The sequence below is a fragment of the Pseudomonas sp. RIT-PI-q genome (genome assembly GCF_001297125.1).
Classification (GTDB): Bacteria; Pseudomonadota; Gammaproteobacteria; order Pseudomonadales; family Pseudomonadaceae; genus Aquipseudomonas.
Genome location: NZ_LHPC01000028.1, coordinates 136,849 through 151,705 on the forward strand (window position 1 = coordinate 136,849; position 14,857 = coordinate 151,705).

Annotated in this window: 16 protein-coding genes; 7 read left to right on the forward strand and 9 right to left on the reverse strand. The window is 57.7% G+C overall.

The genetic code is table 11. The annotated features are described in order from the left end of the window. Positions 1 to 14: 14 nt before the first annotated feature. The 3 genes from AEQ67_RS13055 (at position 15) to AEQ67_RS13065 (ending at position 2,841) form a co-directional block, all read left to right on the forward strand. Complete coding sequence (locus AEQ67_RS13055) at positions 15 to 1,037, forward strand: Gfo/Idh/MocA family oxidoreductase (RefSeq protein ID WP_059404271.1); 1,023 nt, start codon at positions 15 to 17, stop codon at positions 1,035 to 1,037. Next, complete coding sequence (locus AEQ67_RS13060; RefSeq protein WP_059404272.1) at positions 1,034 to 1,822, forward strand: TIM barrel protein; 789 nt, start codon at positions 1,034 to 1,036, stop codon at positions 1,820 to 1,822. Before AEQ67_RS13055 ends, AEQ67_RS13060 begins: the two co-directional genes overlap by 4 nt. Before the next feature lie 89 nt (positions 1,823 to 1,911). After that, on the forward strand, positions 1,912 to 2,841 hold the full coding sequence (locus tag AEQ67_RS13065; protein WP_059404273.1) for a sugar ABC transporter substrate-binding protein: 930 nt from the start codon (positions 1,912 to 1,914) through the stop codon (positions 2,839 to 2,841). Positions 2,842 to 2,957: 116 nt separating this feature from the next. Here AEQ67_RS13065 and AEQ67_RS13070 read toward each other — a convergent pair whose 3' ends face one another. Beyond that, positions 2,958 to 3,410 carry an Lrp/AsnC family transcriptional regulator gene (locus AEQ67_RS13070; protein ID WP_059404712.1) on the reverse strand — a complete coding sequence of 151 codons (453 nt, stop codon included), beginning with the start codon at positions 3,408 to 3,410 and terminating at the stop codon, positions 2,958 to 2,960. Positions 3,411 to 3,557: 147 nt separating this feature from the next. Here AEQ67_RS13070 and AEQ67_RS13075 point away from each other — a divergent pair, with 147 nt between their 5' ends. The 3 genes from AEQ67_RS13075 to AEQ67_RS13085 all read left to right on the forward strand — a co-directional run bounded on the left by AEQ67_RS13075 (position 3,558) and on the right by AEQ67_RS13085 (position 5,401). Further along, on the forward strand, positions 3,558 to 4,175 hold the full coding sequence (locus tag AEQ67_RS13075; RefSeq protein WP_059404274.1) for a LysE family translocator: 618 nt from the start codon (positions 3,558 to 3,560) through the stop codon (positions 4,173 to 4,175). 75 nt (positions 4,176 to 4,250) lie between these two features. After that, a complete protein-coding gene (locus tag AEQ67_RS13080; protein ID WP_059404275.1) occupies positions 4,251 to 4,736 on the forward strand; it encodes a MaoC family dehydratase in 486 nt (161 codons plus the stop codon). Between the two features lie 455 nt (positions 4,737 to 5,191). Next, positions 5,192 to 5,401: a hypothetical protein gene (locus AEQ67_RS13085; RefSeq protein ID WP_059404276.1), complete on the forward strand. Its 210-nt coding sequence runs from the start codon at positions 5,192 to 5,194 to the stop codon at positions 5,399 to 5,401. Between the two features lie 99 nt (positions 5,402 to 5,500). Here the strand turns inward: AEQ67_RS13085 and AEQ67_RS13090 are convergent, their stop codons facing one another. From AEQ67_RS13090 to AEQ67_RS36495, 5 genes are all read right to left on the reverse strand, one after another. Continuing rightward, a complete protein-coding gene (locus AEQ67_RS13090; RefSeq protein ID WP_059404277.1) occupies positions 5,501 to 6,196 on the reverse strand; it encodes an OmpA/MotB family protein in 696 nt (231 codons plus the stop codon). 6 nt (positions 6,197 to 6,202) lie between these two features. Next, positions 6,203 to 8,350 (reverse strand): hypothetical protein, encoded by a 2,148-nt coding sequence (locus AEQ67_RS13095; protein WP_059404278.1) that lies wholly within the window; start codon positions 8,348 to 8,350, stop codon positions 6,203 to 6,205. Then, complete coding sequence (locus tag AEQ67_RS13100) at positions 8,347 to 9,591, reverse strand: hypothetical protein (protein ID WP_059404279.1); 1,245 nt, start codon at positions 9,589 to 9,591, stop codon at positions 8,347 to 8,349. The genes AEQ67_RS13095 and AEQ67_RS13100 overlap by 4 nt, the downstream gene beginning before the upstream one ends. Continuing rightward, positions 9,591 to 10,658, reverse strand: coding sequence for an ATP-binding protein (locus AEQ67_RS13105; protein WP_236710321.1), 1,068 nt, complete (start codon positions 10,656 to 10,658; stop codon positions 9,591 to 9,593). Before AEQ67_RS13105 ends, AEQ67_RS13100 begins: the two co-directional genes overlap by 1 nt. A gap of 83 nt (positions 10,659 to 10,741) precedes the next feature. Then, the gene (locus AEQ67_RS36495) at positions 10,742 to 10,873 is read right to left on the reverse strand and encodes a hypothetical protein (RefSeq protein ID WP_269084723.1); all 132 of its coding nucleotides are present in this window, start codon (positions 10,871 to 10,873) and stop codon (positions 10,742 to 10,744) included. 438 nt (positions 10,874 to 11,311) lie between these two features. Here AEQ67_RS36495 and AEQ67_RS13110 point away from each other — a divergent pair, with 438 nt between their 5' ends. Beyond that, positions 11,312 to 12,343 (forward strand): helix-turn-helix transcriptional regulator, encoded by a 1,032-nt coding sequence (locus AEQ67_RS13110; protein WP_082377836.1) that lies wholly within the window; start codon positions 11,312 to 11,314, stop codon positions 12,341 to 12,343. Positions 12,344 to 12,680: 337 nt separating this feature from the next. Here the strand turns inward: AEQ67_RS13110 and AEQ67_RS13115 are convergent, their stop codons facing one another. The 3 genes from AEQ67_RS13115 to AEQ67_RS13125 form a co-directional block, all read right to left on the reverse strand. Continuing rightward, positions 12,681 to 12,938: a hypothetical protein gene (locus tag AEQ67_RS13115; RefSeq protein ID WP_059404281.1), complete on the reverse strand. Its 258-nt coding sequence runs from the start codon at positions 12,936 to 12,938 to the stop codon at positions 12,681 to 12,683. Continuing rightward, on the reverse strand, positions 12,928 to 13,569 hold the full coding sequence (locus AEQ67_RS13120) for a tetratricopeptide repeat protein (RefSeq protein ID WP_059404282.1): 642 nt from the start codon (positions 13,567 to 13,569) through the stop codon (positions 12,928 to 12,930). Before AEQ67_RS13120 ends, AEQ67_RS13115 begins: the two co-directional genes overlap by 11 nt. A gap of 404 nt (positions 13,570 to 13,973) precedes the next feature. Beyond that, positions 13,974 to 14,807 (reverse strand): ABC transporter substrate-binding protein, encoded by an 834-nt coding sequence (locus AEQ67_RS13125; protein WP_059404283.1) that lies wholly within the window; start codon positions 14,805 to 14,807, stop codon positions 13,974 to 13,976. Positions 14,808 to 14,857: the final 50 nt, after the last annotated feature.

Below are 14,857 nucleotides of genomic sequence, written 5' to 3' on the forward strand. Positions count from 1 at the left end.
AGGGGAGTCATTTAATGAGCACATCCAAAATTATCCGCCTCGGTCTCATCGGTGCCGGGCGCATGGGCAGCTTCCACGGCCTGACTGCCGCGCGGCACATTCCCGGCGCCTGCCTGGCCGCCATCGCCGACCCAACCCCCGGCCAGGCCGCTCGCCTCGCGGCAGAATTGGGTGTGGAGCGGGTCTACACCGACCCACAGCAACTGCTTGACGACCCGGACATCGACGGCGTGTTGATCGCCGCCCCCGCCCGCAGCCATGCCGAACTGGTGATCAGCGCAGCCCGTGCCGGCAAAGGCGTGTTCTGTGAAAAACCCATGGCCATCACCCTCGACGAGGCCGACCGCGCCATCGCTGCGGCTGCCGATGCGCGAGTGACGCTGCAAGTCGGCTTCAACCGCCGCTTTGCCAAAAGCTTCCGCACCGCCCACCTGGACGTGGTCGCCGGCCGTATCGGTACGCCGCAACTGCTGCGCTCGCTGACCCGCGACCCGGCGCTGAACAATCCCGCCAACTCGCCGCAGTGGGTGATCTTCCTCGAAACCCTGATCCACGATTTCGACACCCTGCGCTACCTCAATCCCGGCGCTGAAGCGGTCGAAGTTTTTGTCATGGCCGACGCCTTGATTGCACCGGACTTCAAGAGCAAAGGCTTCCTCGACACGGCAGTGGTCACGATCCGTTTCGACAACGGCGCCATCGCCACCGCCGAAGCGAATTTCCAGGCGGTCTATGGCTACGATGTTCGAGGCGAAGTGTTCGGCAGCGCGGGCATGCTGACCATGGGCAGCGTCAACGATTCAGACCTGGTTCGCTACCTGGCCAGTGGCCCCCAGGGCGACACCCAGCGCCTGGACACCGACTTGCTGCGCGATGCCTATGTGGCCGAGCTCAACCATTTTGTCGACTGCCTGCGTACCGGCGAAAACCCCCTGGCCAGCGGCGAAGATGCCCGGGCTGCACTGGCGATTGCCCGCGCGTGTATCGAGTCGTTCCAGCAAGGCAAAGCAGGGCGCGTGCAAGGAGGCCGCCCATGAGTTTCACCCCGTTCAAACTGGCGATCAGTGCCGAGATGGTGTTCCTTGACCTGCCGTTCACCGAACGCGTCAAACGCATTCATGCGCTGGGCTTCAGCGCCGAAATCTGGGACTGGACCAAGAAAGACATTCCGGCACTGGTCGCTACCGGCGCCGACTTCACCTCCATGACCGGCTACATCGCCGGCAACCTGACCGACCCCGAGGACATCCAGCACCTGCTCGACAGCGCACGGGAATCGCTGGCCGTCGCCACGCAACTGAACTGCCCGAGCCTCAACCTGCACGGCACCGGCCTGGGCGACAAAGGCTTGCCGGTCAAACCGGTGGCGCACACCAGCGGACGCATGTGGCTGAGCGCCTGCAAGACCCTGGAAAAAATCGCTCGCCTGGGTGAAGACGCCGGCCGGGTGTTCCTGCTGGAAAACCTCAACACCGAAGTCGACCATCCTGGCACACCATTCGCTCGCGCCGACGATACCCTGGCGCTGATCGAGGCCGTGGGCAGTCCGCACCTGAAGATGAACCTGGACCTTTACCATGCGCAGATTGGCGAAGGAAACCTGATCGAACTGATCCAGCGCGCCGGTAGCGCCATCGGTGAAATCCAGGTGGCCGACGTACCCGGCCGCAGGGAACCGGGCACCGGCGAAATCCATTATCCCGCCATTGCCAAAGCCTTGTTCGGCATGGGATACACCGGTGTCGTCGGGCTCGAAGGCTGGGCCAGCGGCGACAGCGAAGCGGCACTCGAACGTTTCAGGCAAGCGTTCACCCTGGATTGAAGACACGGCGGCGCGCCCCGACGTTGATTCAGGGCGCGCCAGCAACTGTCACGCTTGATCTACTCATAACAACAAAAAGGACTACCCTCATGCGTCGCTGCACACTGCTTTTTGCCACGCTGCTACTCGTCTTCAGCCAATGGGCCGCCGCCTCCAGCTATCGCATCGGCGTCAGCATTGCCCGGGTTGACGACAACTTCATGACCTACGTGCGCAGCGGCCTGGAAGAGGCCGCGAAAAAGGAAAACGTCCAGATCCAGTTCGAGGACGCCCAGGGCGACGTGGTGCGCCAGATCAATCAGGTCCAGGGCTTTCTCAGTCAGAAGGTCGACGCGGTCATCGTCTTGCCCGTGGACACCGCCGCCACCGCCAACATGACCCGCGCCGCCGTCGAGGCGAAGACGCCGCTGGTCTACGTCAACCGCCATCCGGACGAACGCACCTTGCCCAAAGGCGTGGTCACTGTGGCGTCCAATGACATCGAAGCCGGGCAGTTGCAGATGCGCTACCTGGCGGAAAAACTGGGCGGCAAAGGCACCCTCGCGATCATCATGGGCGACCTCGCGCAAAACTCCACGCACGACCGCACCGAAGGCGTCAAACAGGTGCTCAAGGACTACCCCGGGATCAAGATCGTCGAACAACAAACGGCTGAATGGCAGCGCAACAAAGGCATGGACCTGACCAGCAACTGGCTGCTGGCCGGCACCAACTTTGATGCCATCGTCGCCAACAATGACGAGATGGCCATCGGCGCCGCCATGGCCCTGCAACAGGCCGGCAAAGCCAAGGGCGAAATTGCGATTGTCGGCATCGACGGCCTGCCTGACGGACTGGCGGCAATCAAGCGCGGCATGCTGGTCGCCTCGGTCTTCCAGGACCCCAAGGCCCAAGCCACCGTCGCACTGCAAGCGGCCCTCAAAATGATCAAGGGCGAGCCGGTCGAGACGGACGTCTGGGTGCCCTTTCAGCTGATCACACCGGAGCAGGTGGCCATGTTTGAACAACATTACAAATAGCGTTAAACGCTGACGAATGACGCCGCTTTCCTGGTCTGGGATAAGCGGCGTTTTTCATTGCGTGGATAGCGTTGCTCTGGCAGAAACTCCTGCGCACCCAGGCATCATTACCGCCATCACAAAGGCAGAGGCCGATCCTGAACGACCCGTTTCATAACAAGGGTCGAAGTCAACCGCTGCACGTTGGGCAAGGTCGAAAGGCTCTCATCGTATAGCCGCTGGAAGGCCGGCAAATCCTCTGTGATGACGTGCAGCAGGTAGTCCGGTTCCCCAAATAACCTCTGGGCATCGACCACTTGCGGGATGTCAACGAGCGCCGTCTCGAAAGCCTCGACAGCTCGCCTGTCACCCTCGCGAAGCGTGGCAAACACCATGGCGGAAAAGTTCAGGCCCAATGCGCCCGGGTCCAGCTGTGCTCTATAGCCGAGCAACACACCTGACTCTTCCAGTGCCCGTACTCGTCGATGACAAGGGGAAAGACTCAGCCCCACACGCTCGGCGAGTTCGGTGACCGAAAGGCGACCATCCTTTTGCAGCTCAGAAAGAATCTTTCGATCAATCCTGTCCATTTGGAAGAATCTCCCACTCGGTAGCGTTTTCATAACCATCTTTGAAAGTTAATTCTAACAAGATTTCATTATTCTTCCTCTCTCCAATAATTGCCGGAGCGAGACGATGCGCAAAGCGGTGTGTCTACAGCAGGGGTGGGTAACGCCATGACCTTGAGCGTTTTTGTTGCCTTCTGGGCGGTATCGATTCTGTTCGTCATCACGCCAGGCGCCGATTGGGCCTACGCGATTTCCGCGGGGTTGAAGGGCCGGGTCGTCATACCCGCCGTGGGCGGGTTGTTGTCCGGTCATTTGATCGCCACCCTGATCGTTGCCGGTGGTGTCGGCACGCTGGTGGCCAGCCACCCCGTTGCCTTGTCGGTGCTGACCGTCGCCGGGGCGGGTTATCTGCTGTGGCTGGGCATCAACATGCTTGCGCGCCCCGCTACGCCGCACGCTGATGACGGTCAGGCATCCGGCTCCTGGAAGCGCTGGGCGATCAAGGGGCTTTGCGTGAGCGGGCTGAATCCGAAAGTGTTCTTGCTGTTCCTGGCGCTGTTGCCTCAATTTACCGACACCACCGCTGCCTGGCCTGTGCCAATGCAGATGATTGCGCTGGGGCTCATCCACACCGTCAGTTGTGGCGTTATTTATCTGCTGGTCGGCTTTGGCTCACAGGTCGTATTGCAGGCACGCCCCGCTGCTGCTCACTTTGTCAGTCGTTTCTCTGGAGCGGCCATGATCGTCATCGCTGTCGTTCTGTTGACTGAGCAGGTGCTGGGTTGATCCATTATTTCAAGAACATGTCCAGGTCCCGAACATACCTTTTAACCTCCCACTTTCACCGCCCAAGGAGTCTTTATGAAGAGCCCAAGAGAACGTGCTGCCGAAGGTCTCCAAGCGGGAGACCGGTTCACGATAGTCCGCTGCTTTTCAGAGGACGACATTCGTCAATTCGCGCAGATTTCTCGCGACTACAATCCGGTTCACTGCGATGCACGCTACGCCGAGATACGTAAGTTCAAGGCGCCCATCGCCCATGGCCTGCTGACAGCCAGCCTTGTCACCGAAATTGGCGGACAAATCGGGTGGTTGGCGACGGGGATGAGTTTCGCGTTCAAACGACCGGTTTATGCGGGAGAACCGCTCAGCTGCCATTGGCTCATCGCTGACATCGATGAACGCGGTCACGCAAAAGCCGAAGTCAGGATACTCAACGCAGAGGGCATCACAGTGCTGGAGGCGATCACGACTGGCGTGCTACCTGGAACGGAGGAACGCGAATGCCTCAAACAGATGCTTGCTGACGGAGATCCTACCAACGGAGCTGGCGGATCTGTCAGTTGATAGCCTGGAATTGCGCCCTGGAAGCCGAAGAACTCATCAAGGAGACGCTCGCAGTGCTCATCACACCCGAGTGAATCATTTCTAATGACCAATATAAGACCCTAGTCCCATTTAAGAAAAAAGATCACTCAAGTAAGGTATTGCCCTACAGACAGCGGTTTGCGTAAGGCTTACATTCGCTGACCCGCAGGGACGCATCTCAACCACTCACGCCCAGGGCAACCGAGTATGGTGCGTTATCTAGCCTACATCGTCATAGCTGTAATCATTGCGACCCTCGGTGTAGCGCTGTATGGCTGGTATCGCCATCTGCGAGACGACGATGACATTGTTTAGCCTGCGCGCCCTTTGTTCGCCAGCCTGATTTCGCCCGAAAACCCTATAAACTTAACGCCCGCGCTTGAGCCTGGCTCACCTCCAAGGTGGTCAGCGCCAGCCAACTGCATGTCAACAAGATGTCAGCCCTCACCGAGTCAAATGCACAACTCCATGTGCAACGGCAAACCTTGTTGAAGACACAAGAAAAACAACTGCTGAAGCTCACAGCGGACAGCACGTCACGCTTGCACGAGATTGGTCAGTCAATGCTGGATTCACGCAATGTCATTCTAGAACTGAAAATGCAGGGCAATGAGTGCATGGGTGTCTCCAGGCTGGAGGCTTGAACCTGCAAACCTGAATTGCCGGCTCCCCAAATAGCAGTAGCCGGCACCTTCTCTGTCCAGGGGGCACGTCATATCCATGGAGTGCCCTTTAAGGAAAGGTCAGCGTCCTTCGAGCGACCGATCCTCCTGAGAGACCACCAGTTGAACCTCGACGCGGCGGTTTTCAGCACTCGCTGGATCGACACCAGGCTTGGGCCTGGAATCACCATAACCCGCCACGATCACTCGCAGCGATTGTTGCCCATCCAATGCCAACACCAACAATTTGCGTGCTTCGCGTGCCCGAGCAGCGGAGAGCGTGTAGTTATCGTCATAGACGGTGCAATACCGCACGAAATCGGTGACCGGCCGACTGACCGGCACATTGTCCGTATGCCCCTCGACCAACACCTGGCCTTGGCCGTAATCGTGAATGAAGGGGGCGCCGCGACCGCTCAATTGCGTGACCCCCTGCCTGGCCTCTGGCGTGACACAGGCGCTGCCGCGACCGAAAGCGTTATCCGGTAGCGTCAGCCGGCGGTTCTTGATATCAACATCGATAAGCCCCCCTTCACCGCCGTGCGCAAGGTCCGTGCGCATCGCTTCAAGTAGTGCGCTCAGTCGTGTTTGTTGTGTGGCCGCGCCCTGGGCCTTTTCCGCCTGACGCGCGGCCTCCATCTGTTGCTTCTCGACGCGCATCGCTGCTTCGGCCGCTTTGTTCTGCAGCACCGAAACGACGAGCATGAGCATCACGACCGCCATGACACCCGCCATGAGGTCCGAGATGGAAATCCATTCGCTGGGTTTTTCTCTCATGGTCGTTTACGCCAGTTGAGCTTCATCGGTCTGCAAGTCACTCGCAGGCGCAGGTTCATAGTCAGCCGTGAGTCGCCCTAGCAAAGTAACGGTCGACTGCGCAGCGTCGCTGAGCACCTGAAGGCGATTGGCAAACTGCTTGTCGATATTAGCCGCCAGCTTTTCCGGCAGAGCGCTCATGGCTTGTTGGCCTTGACGATGCGAGTCCGCAAGCGCCTTCACATCCTGGACAACAGGAGGCAGCTGTCGCGCCGAATCGCATAATTGCTCAAGCAGTTTGACGCTCGCATCCAGAGGAGCCAGCATGGCCGGCAAAGCTTCCAGAGACTCCTGGGTTTTAGCGCCTTGATCAGTCATGGTTTTGAACTGAGTATTGAAGGTTGTGAACTGCTCGGCAAGCTGTGGGAAGTTCACTAGCTTGCTCGCCACCGCATCCATCTTGTGTCCAGCCTTGGAAGCCTCCTTCAGTCCCTCCGAAATGCTCTGGCCGAGTTGATCCATATTGGAACTCATGGTTTCGATCGCTTCGTTAAGCGTGAAGCTTGTCTGCGAGAACTGAGCGGTGGTTTTCTTCTGCATATCCTTGGCGCTTTCAGTCGTCACCTTGACTTCGTTGACCACCGCGCCGACATGTTCTGACAACTCATCGACCGCCGTGGAAATATTGTCGGTCGCTCCCTTCAAGTTGGCAGCCATATCCTGGGTGTTCTGGGTAAAGTCCCGGCTCATCGTGGTAATGGTGCCGGTCAGACTCCCCTCGATATTCTCCATGACTGTGCCCAGCCTGGTGATGTTGCCATCCATGCTCGCCTTCATTTCGACCAGGTGCCCGGCGAAATCCTCATTGAGCGATTCGATCGCACCGCTGAGTTTTTCCTGCATGACCTGCACACTGCCTTTGAGCAATCCTGCCGAATCAGCCAGTAGTGTGGCGGACTCACCCATCAACTGTACCGCCGCCTCCTGACGTTGCAGGTTGTCGGATTTGGCCTCTACGTAACCTTGCAGGCACTCGTTCGCGGTCTTGGTGTTGTCCGCCACTTCGCCCAATCGCGCCTCGAGCGCATGCATGCCCTTGAGGCTCTCTTCGATGTTGGACAAGCGGGTAAGCTGTGCACTCATCTCGGCGATCTGCGGAAGGCTTTCGCTGAACGTCGCAATCACACCGAGCTGTTGCTGATGGTCGGCAAGCCGGGTATCCAGCCCATTGAAATGGCTCTCGGATTGTTTGCCATTCTGGAATCCAATCGCCTTGAGCTGTTTGAGTTCGGTAGACAGTAGAAGCCCCTGAGCGCTGAATGCCTCCACCAACCGAACACCGACACTTTCAAGTGCTGCCCGGTTCGTCTGTTCACCTTCAGCGCGTAGCGCCAGCGCGGCTTTACGACCAAGATCCATCTCGACTGCCAGACTGGCAAGCCTTTCATCCAGCGCAGTGAGTTGGCTTTCCGATTGTCTACCGTTCTGGAACTCGACCGCCTTGAGCTGCTTGAGCTCGGAGGCCACCAGCAGGCCTTGGGCATTGAATGCCTCAACCAGCCGGGCACCGACAGTCTCCAGGGCAGTCAGACTCACTTGATCGCGTTCGACCTGCAGCGCAAGCGCGGCTTTTCGGCTCAGATCGATCTCTTCCTTCATATGCTCAAGGCACCAGTCCGTGCGCTTGCTTTCCGCCGACCACGGGGCGGCTTCCCACAGCTTGATCATAATGAAGGCGATGATCCCCCACGTGGAGGTTTTGAACTTGGTGCCCAGGTCTTTCATCATGCCGGTGAGCTGGGTCAGGGAACCGCTCATGGCGTTCAGCGAATCGTCATGCCCCTGGAGGATGGTCGACGCCTTGTCCAACGCCAGGCCCAACCCCAGAAAAGTGCCCAACAGCCCGACGATCAACAACAACCCCGGCATGTTGGAGGCAAAACGCTCCCAACCAGAGGCGACTGCATGGCTCAACTCGCCGATTGAACCGTGCTCAATGTCCAGCGCGTTGATGCGAGCCCCGCCGCGCCAGTTTTTTTCCCACTTCGCCGGTTGGCCGAAAACCTGTGAAGTAATCAGCGACAGCAGCAGACCGAACAGGATGATGCTGAAAAAAAACACTTCCAGCGGATTGCTCAGCGAAGGGGTCAAGAACTGCAGAATCTCGCCAATCATGCCGCAACCTCAATGACCTTGAAGGCATCAGTACGATTCTTGCAGTCGGTTTCGAAAATATTGGCGAAGCTGACAATCAGCGACTGCTCCTCTGGGCTCAGGCGTTCCCATTTCTCGCCGTTTTGAGCGCAACGCACCAGAATCTCGCCAACCTTGCCACCGTGGTCGATCAAATACTCCTGATCATCGGCCACGAGCTGTTCCTCGCTTTTCTCAAGCAGTTGCAGAAAGCCTTCCGCGGCAAACACGTAATTACGCTTGGCACGGGTCTCGTTGCCCAACGCTTGAAGTTGAGCTTCGTCACGCGGCAACAGAATGCGCAGATCGTCCAGCATCCGCGCCTCTTCTGCTTCCAGTGGTTCCAGTTCCGCCTCCATCTCCAGTCGGCGCTTGAGCACTCGGTCCTTGACCACTCGTTTATTCAGCTCTTCCCAGGTTTTTTGAGCATTTTGTAAATCCAGGCCCCACACCAGGATCATCTCCTCGAACACGAACGGAATCACTGCCTTGCCAAAGTGCTTGACGGTCAGTTCATCCAGACGTTGCACGTCCGCATCGTTCAACTCTGCGCGCGCTTCGATCAGTTGGGCGGCGACATCGATAATGAACAGCGGCTCCTGGCTCAGGGAGCCGATGTCTTCAAGCTGGGTCATTTGTTCTTCGTAAACCTGCAGCAGCTTCTGCACAGCGCGAACGCGCAGGTAGTGGTCGAAATCCACGAACGCTTCCGTTTCGATCAGGCGATTGGTCAATGCCTTGACCAAGTGATAGCGGTTGGTCAGTGCGATCGCCTGGAGCGCTTCGCGCTCTGCGCCTTGGGTTTTAGCCATAGCCGCATTCAGATCCCGCTCTCGCGCCTGCGCTTCGGCGATTTCCTGTTCATCCAGCAATTTTTTCTGCCATTCACGGGCACGAGCAATCACCCAATCGATGGCCTGCTGCACCTTGGCCGCCAACGGGTGGGTGTCCAGGTGTTCCAGCACGGCCAAGGCACGCTCAAGACCAAGACTCAAGGCCTTGACCCATGGCCAGGGCACATGGGTCGCCAGGGTCCGAAGCCCTACGCGCATGCTGGAAATGTAAGGCTTGGCTGCCTGGTAAAGCCGTTTGACTTCTCCGACAAAGGTTTCTGCTTCGTCGGCAAGCCATTTGACGGCTTTGCCGACTGTTTGTTTGACAGCACGAAACGCCGACGACACGGCGTTTGAAACCGTACTTACAAGAGAATCAAACCAGCCCATTAACTATCGCTCCTTTGATGAATGCCCAATGCTTTACGTGTCGCCGCGACGGTGCCGAGATCAACCTCGGGTCGTGAAGCGTGAATGTCTTGACGCGCAGCCAGCAGCTGAGCGAGTGCTTCTTGAAGATGTGCCAGTTGCAGAACTCCGGCGCCATTGGCCAGCAAAGGCTTGGGCAAAGCCAGTCGCAAACACGTGCGAATTTCACGGCCAGACAGCCCTTCGGAAGCTGCGGCGAGGACGTCAAGCACCCCGTCCCGCTCTTCGGCCAGAGGGATTCCCGCTACCAGCATGCGTGCCCAGAGCGCTCGACGCTCACTTTCTCCGGGGAGCTCGAAACGGATGTGCTGAGAAATACGGCTGACAAAGGCGCTGTCGTAGTTGCGCGCAAAGTTAGTCGCAAAGATCACTACGCCGGTGTGCTTCTCCAACTCGATAAGCAACGTGGAGCGCATGGCATTGACCTCGTTATCAATGCCCTGGGTGACCGAAGACAAGCGTTTACCCAGCAAGGTATCGGCCTCGTCCAAAAACAAGACGGCATCCTCGGCGCGCGCCGACTCGAACAACTGTGCAATGTTCTTCGACGTGTCGCCCATGAACTTACTTTCAAGGTCGGCAATACTGGCGCTGATAAGCCGTTTGCCAATGCTCCCGGAAAAGGCTTCCGCCGTCAGCGTCTTTCCCGTACCGGGCGAGCCATGAAAGTTCAAAATCGTCCCGCTGCCGCAGGGGTCGACTTCAGCGAATCCCCAGGTGACGTAAATGGTGTGATGGTGGTGAATCTTCACCAAGGCCTCATCAAGCTGTTGCTTGACTCCCGGTGAAAGCACCACGTCCCGCTCCAGCGTGAAACGAGGCAATGTGCTTCGCGACAGGATCGGCGTCTTGGCAGGAGGTTCTTCGACGGCGGCCAACAGTTCAGGCCGTAACTTCTGATAGAGGTAGTCTCTGGAGGACACTGTAATCACCAGTCCATTGATTTGAGCGCTTGGGCTTTGCAGCCTTGCAAGAGAAACTTGCGCAAGTCCGAAGGCGGAGTCTTGATTGAGCCGCTGAACACCCATCGGCGCATCAGAAAGTTATCGGACAGCAGACGTCGAACTTGAAGATTTTCTGGATCAATTTAAAAAGCCAGGCAGCTGGCGCATCACTCCCCGCCGGAGGCCGACTTGCGCCAGATATCGTTCTCCCGTTCCATTTGCTTGTACTTCAGATACAGATCAACGCTCGCTTTGAGCACCACGGCCAAACCGACGGTAGCCAGTACGTTCTTCAACATTTCGAATCCCTCTCTTGTGATCTGTGCTCAGCCTACGAGCCGGTCGCGACAGATTGTGTCGGGGCCAAACAGCAGATTCCAAAGGCACGAAAAAACTCCCAACCACGACACATTCTGACCACTACTCGTCCCATCCTGCCGCTTCCATGGCATCAGGAAGTCCAGCAAGAGAACCCGATCAACCCCCTTCGCACACGGCAGCCGACGCGCCGTTGACACCTGTGCGCTGTCGGTGAAGTGGCGTTACCAGCGGCTGTTGGATCTGGGGGGATCGTACTTTTATCAGTCGACACGGCCTCAAGGTGTCGATTGAAGTCCGATGGGCAGCAGCGTCCTGTCGGCTTCATCCATTAGACCGACTAAAGGTTACCGGATCGTCGCCGATAGGCAGACAACCGGCTTATCCGCCAGCCAAAGGCCAGCTTCAACACTACAAGGATGATTCTCTTGCCTTCAGCCAAAACCCATAGCGCGTTGAGTCGTCAATGGGAGCTACTTCAACAGCTGCCCAAACGCGCACCCGGTATCACAGTGAGTGAATTGCTGATCCGCCTGACGGCCGCTGGCTACTCCATCAGCCGCCGCAGTATCGAGCGCGACCTGCGTGACCTGTCCCTGGTGTTTCCGTTGCAGTGCAACGATGGCGGTACGCCCTTCGGTTGGTACTGGAAGCCGGGCGTGAGCGTCGAATTGCAGGGCATTACGCTGACTGAAGCCGTCAGCCTTACGTTAGTCGAAGATGCCGTCCGCCCGCTGCTCCCAGGCAGCATGTTGAGCGTGCTGGAACCGCGCTTTGAGCATGCGCGGCAAAAACTCAAAGGCCTCGAAGACGGCAACCGCGCCGCTCGCTGGCCCGACAAAGTCGCAAGCGTTCGTCCTGACTTTAACCTTCGCGCCCCGCAAATTCATGCAGAAACCCTGGAGGCGCTGCAGCACGCCCTGATCAGCGAGCAGCAGCTGCATTGCCAGTATTACTCGGCGCACAACGACAAAATCAGTGAGCTAACCCTCAACCCGCTGGCCATTGTCCAGCGCGGGCTGATTACCTATCTCATCGCGACTGCCGCGCCCTATACCGATGTCCGTCAATTCGCGGTGCATCGCTTTCGTGCGGTAACCGTGCTCGATACTCCATGCCAAGGGCTGGATTCGTTTGAGCTGAAAACCTACCTGGATACCGATGCGTTGCAATTCGGAAAACCGGAAAAGATTCTCTTCAAGGCTTGGGTGAGTGAACACCAGGCGCGGTTGATTCGAGAGACACCATTGAGTAAAGACATGGCGCTTGAAGCACTGTCGGACGGTTATCAGATGCAGGCGACTGTCAACAACACATGGCAACTGCACTGGTGGATTTTGTCGTTGGGCGACTCATTAGTCGTTCAGGAACCGGCAGCACTGCGCCAACTGGTAGGCGATACATTGCGCCGCGCCGCTGCGGCGTATGAGCCTGAAAACAGCTCGCTGTAAGCAGCCGTCGCGGGCTGCCGCTCTCGGCACAAACGCCTGCGCCAGTCAATACGAGCACATGCAAAGCATCACGCAAGCGTTGCCCCTGGAACTCGACCATGACTCCCTCCTATCGACGTAACCGGGCAAACCACTCAGCCAACGTACGGTCAATCATATTGGCCGGTTGCCGGGTCAACGCTTTGTTTCCACATCGCTCACATTGGTCGCACCAGTCTCCTGGTCCAAGGGCATCGCTTAGCGGCGCAACAGTTTTCTTCCAGCCACATTTGTCACAAACAAACGTGAAGGGTTTTGGTCTTATGGGCATGTCTTTACTCCTCTGTCACGCTCGCCTTTACACCACAGGCAGCAAGGCCTGCAGAATTTCCACCTTACGCTGCAGCTGCTCCACATGAGCCTTTTCCGCTCGCAGCGCCGACCTGAGTTCACGATTTTCCTCGGCATGCCGATTCACGCGCTTTTGACGCGCCTGCGTAGTGACATGCCAATAGCTGAGTAAACGCCAGGTTTTGCCGCATCGCACGTACACAGCAGCCAGCACTGAAAGGATCAGCCCCAGCATCGCAATCGATGCCCAACTCTCAAAACCCATAGCATTTTTCTCCTGACGCAAACGCAGCTCCGGCAGCCAGTCGATACCAGTGCGTGGCCTTGGCGAAATCAGGCGCCTCGCCATCCATTCCTTTTTCATGCAAACGCCCCAACGCCTGCGCCGCACACGGGACGCCGCGTTCATAGGCCTGCTCGTAGTAACTGGCCGCAAGGTCCTGGTTAACGCACATGCCTCGGCCGTACCAGGCTTGCTCGCCAAGATTGAATGCTGCTTCACCCGATCCCAATACATACGCGAGTTTGAACAACCGCCGAGCAAGGACGCTATCGAAAGGGACGCGACGACCGTTGATCCATAGCCAGCCGAGATCATTGAGCGCATCCGGGTCTGAGGCGAGCGCGTCGTCGCGTAGCGAACGATACAAAAAGCTCAACAACGTGGGATCGGCCATGGTGGCCAGTGGGCTCGCGGCCTTGATCGTGAGGTAGGCAAGATTTCCGTCGGCAGGCGCTTTCAACACTCGCAAGGACGGCATGCCAATGTCTGCATCCGCAACGCATGGCGACCGCGACTCGACAAACCGCATGCTCTCGGCATCCGGCAACAGGGCATCCAGAAACTGGAATACTTTTTCGTCTGGGCTCATTCGGACAGCCTTCTGGTTGATCATTCGATAGGGCTCATTATCGAAATGACAACGACATTTTGTGTCGTACACGCATCTCGACGCATCCTGTCGCGGCTGATCACACCCATGAAGCCTCACCAACAACGCAGAGCCAGCACTCATGAAACCCTATAGCGCTTTCATGCAGCGCTCCCACTCAGGTTCGCTGACGTTTCTCTGTCGAAAGAGATCAGCCTTTCCACCCTCCTCCCAGCGCCTTGAACAAAACGATGGTCGCTACTCGCTCAGCCAACTGATCACTGATCACTGATCACTGATCAATGCTTGCTGTGCAGCGAACAGCGTCCGTTGCGCGTGTTGTCCTGGCCGAATAGGCAAAAAAGCCCGACGGTGGAATTCTCGCCGGGCTTTTTCCATCATTGCCAGGCAATGACGGCGTATCGGTTTTAAGGCAAAGGATCGAACTTCAAGCTGCTGAGGCTCTGCACTTTATCCTCGCGAACCATTTTGTACTCAGTGTTCGGGCCGATCCAGCGATCCCATATCGCGTCGATCTCCCCGGCTTTTTCCATTGTCGCCAATGACTCGTTGACCTTGGCGAGGAACGCCGGCTCATCCCTGCGCATGCCCGCGCCAATCGGCTCGAGCGCCATCGGCTCCTTGGCGAGCACCAACTCGACACCGCTGGCCTTGGCCTGGTTGACCAGCTTCAACGCGGTCATGGTGTTGGTCACCAGGCCCACGACCTTGTTTTGTTGCAAGGCCATGTAGGCCGAGCCAGTGTCCTGGAACGTCACCGGCGTTGCCCCGGCCATTCGGATCGACTGCTCGGAGGTCGAGCCTTTGGTGGAGCTGATGCGCTTGTCCTTGAAGAAGCTTTTCGGCTGATCGGCATTGGCGACGCGCACCACCAGGGTTTCCTTGGCGATGTAATACGGATCGCTGAACTGGATTTGTTCGGCACGGGTTTTGGTGTAGGCCAGGTTGGCGAATATCACATCGACGCGGCCCATTTTCACTTCCGGAATCCGTGCTTCGACCGACAGCGGCTTGAGTTCGAGCTCAACGCCCATGGTCTTGGCCAGGGCCTTGCACAAATCGACGTCCATCCCGACCAGCTCGCGGGTTTTCGGATCCGGCGCCGAGAACGGTGGAACGTCGGCGTAGACGCCGCAGCTCAACGACTTCCTGGCCATGATGTCGCTCAATTGATCGGCCTGCGCGACCGCAACAGCCAAAGGACCTAACGCCAGCGTGACAAACAGATGCTTCATACGCATGGAAAAACTCCGGGGATGAGAAAGTCGGATGGCAGAGTGAGCAAAACCGC

Coding starts and splice junctions, on each gene's coding strand:
- AEQ67_RS13080 (WP_059404275.1), top strand. CDS start 4,251: ATGAAGAGCCCAAGAGAACGTGCTGCCGAAGGTCTCCAAGCGGGAGAC.
- AEQ67_RS13065 (WP_059404273.1), top strand. CDS start 1,912: ATGCGTCGCTGCACACTGCTTTTTGCCACGCTGCTACTCGTCTTCAGC.
- AEQ67_RS13075 (WP_059404274.1), top strand. CDS start 3,558: ATGACCTTGAGCGTTTTTGTTGCCTTCTGGGCGGTATCGATTCTGTTC.
- AEQ67_RS13120 (WP_059404282.1), bottom strand. CDS start 13,569: ATGATCAACCAGAAGGCTGTCCGAATGAGCCCAGACGAAAAAGTATTC.
- AEQ67_RS36495 (WP_269084723.1), bottom strand. CDS start 10,873: ATGTTGAAGAACGTACTGGCTACCGTCGGTTTGGCCGTGGTGCTCAAA.
- AEQ67_RS13055 (WP_059404271.1), top strand. CDS start 15: ATGAGCACATCCAAAATTATCCGCCTCGGTCTCATCGGTGCCGGGCGC.
- AEQ67_RS13090 (WP_059404277.1), bottom strand. CDS start 6,196: ATGAGAGAAAAACCCAGCGAATGGATTTCCATCTCGGACCTCATGGCG.
- AEQ67_RS13060 (WP_059404272.1), top strand. CDS start 1,034: ATGAGTTTCACCCCGTTCAAACTGGCGATCAGTGCCGAGATGGTGTTC.
- AEQ67_RS13095 (WP_059404278.1), bottom strand. CDS start 8,350: ATGATTGGCGAGATTCTGCAGTTCTTGACCCCTTCGCTGAGCAATCCG.
- AEQ67_RS13115 (WP_059404281.1), bottom strand. CDS start 12,938: ATGGGTTTTGAGAGTTGGGCATCGATTGCGATGCTGGGGCTGATCCTT.
- AEQ67_RS13070 (WP_059404712.1), bottom strand. CDS start 3,410: ATGGACAGGATTGATCGAAAGATTCTTTCTGAGCTGCAAAAGGATGGT.
- AEQ67_RS13125 (WP_059404283.1), bottom strand. CDS start 14,807: ATGCGTATGAAGCATCTGTTTGTCACGCTGGCGTTAGGTCCTTTGGCT.
- AEQ67_RS13100 (WP_059404279.1), bottom strand. CDS start 9,591: ATGGGCTGGTTTGATTCTCTTGTAAGTACGGTTTCAAACGCCGTGTCG.
- AEQ67_RS13085 (WP_059404276.1), top strand. CDS start 5,192: ATGTCAGCCCTCACCGAGTCAAATGCACAACTCCATGTGCAACGGCAA.
- AEQ67_RS13105 (WP_236710321.1), bottom strand. CDS start 10,658: ATGGGTGTTCAGCGGCTCAATCAAGACTCCGCCTTCGGACTTGCGCAA.
- AEQ67_RS13110 (WP_082377836.1), top strand. CDS start 11,312: ATGATTCTCTTGCCTTCAGCCAAAACCCATAGCGCGTTGAGTCGTCAA.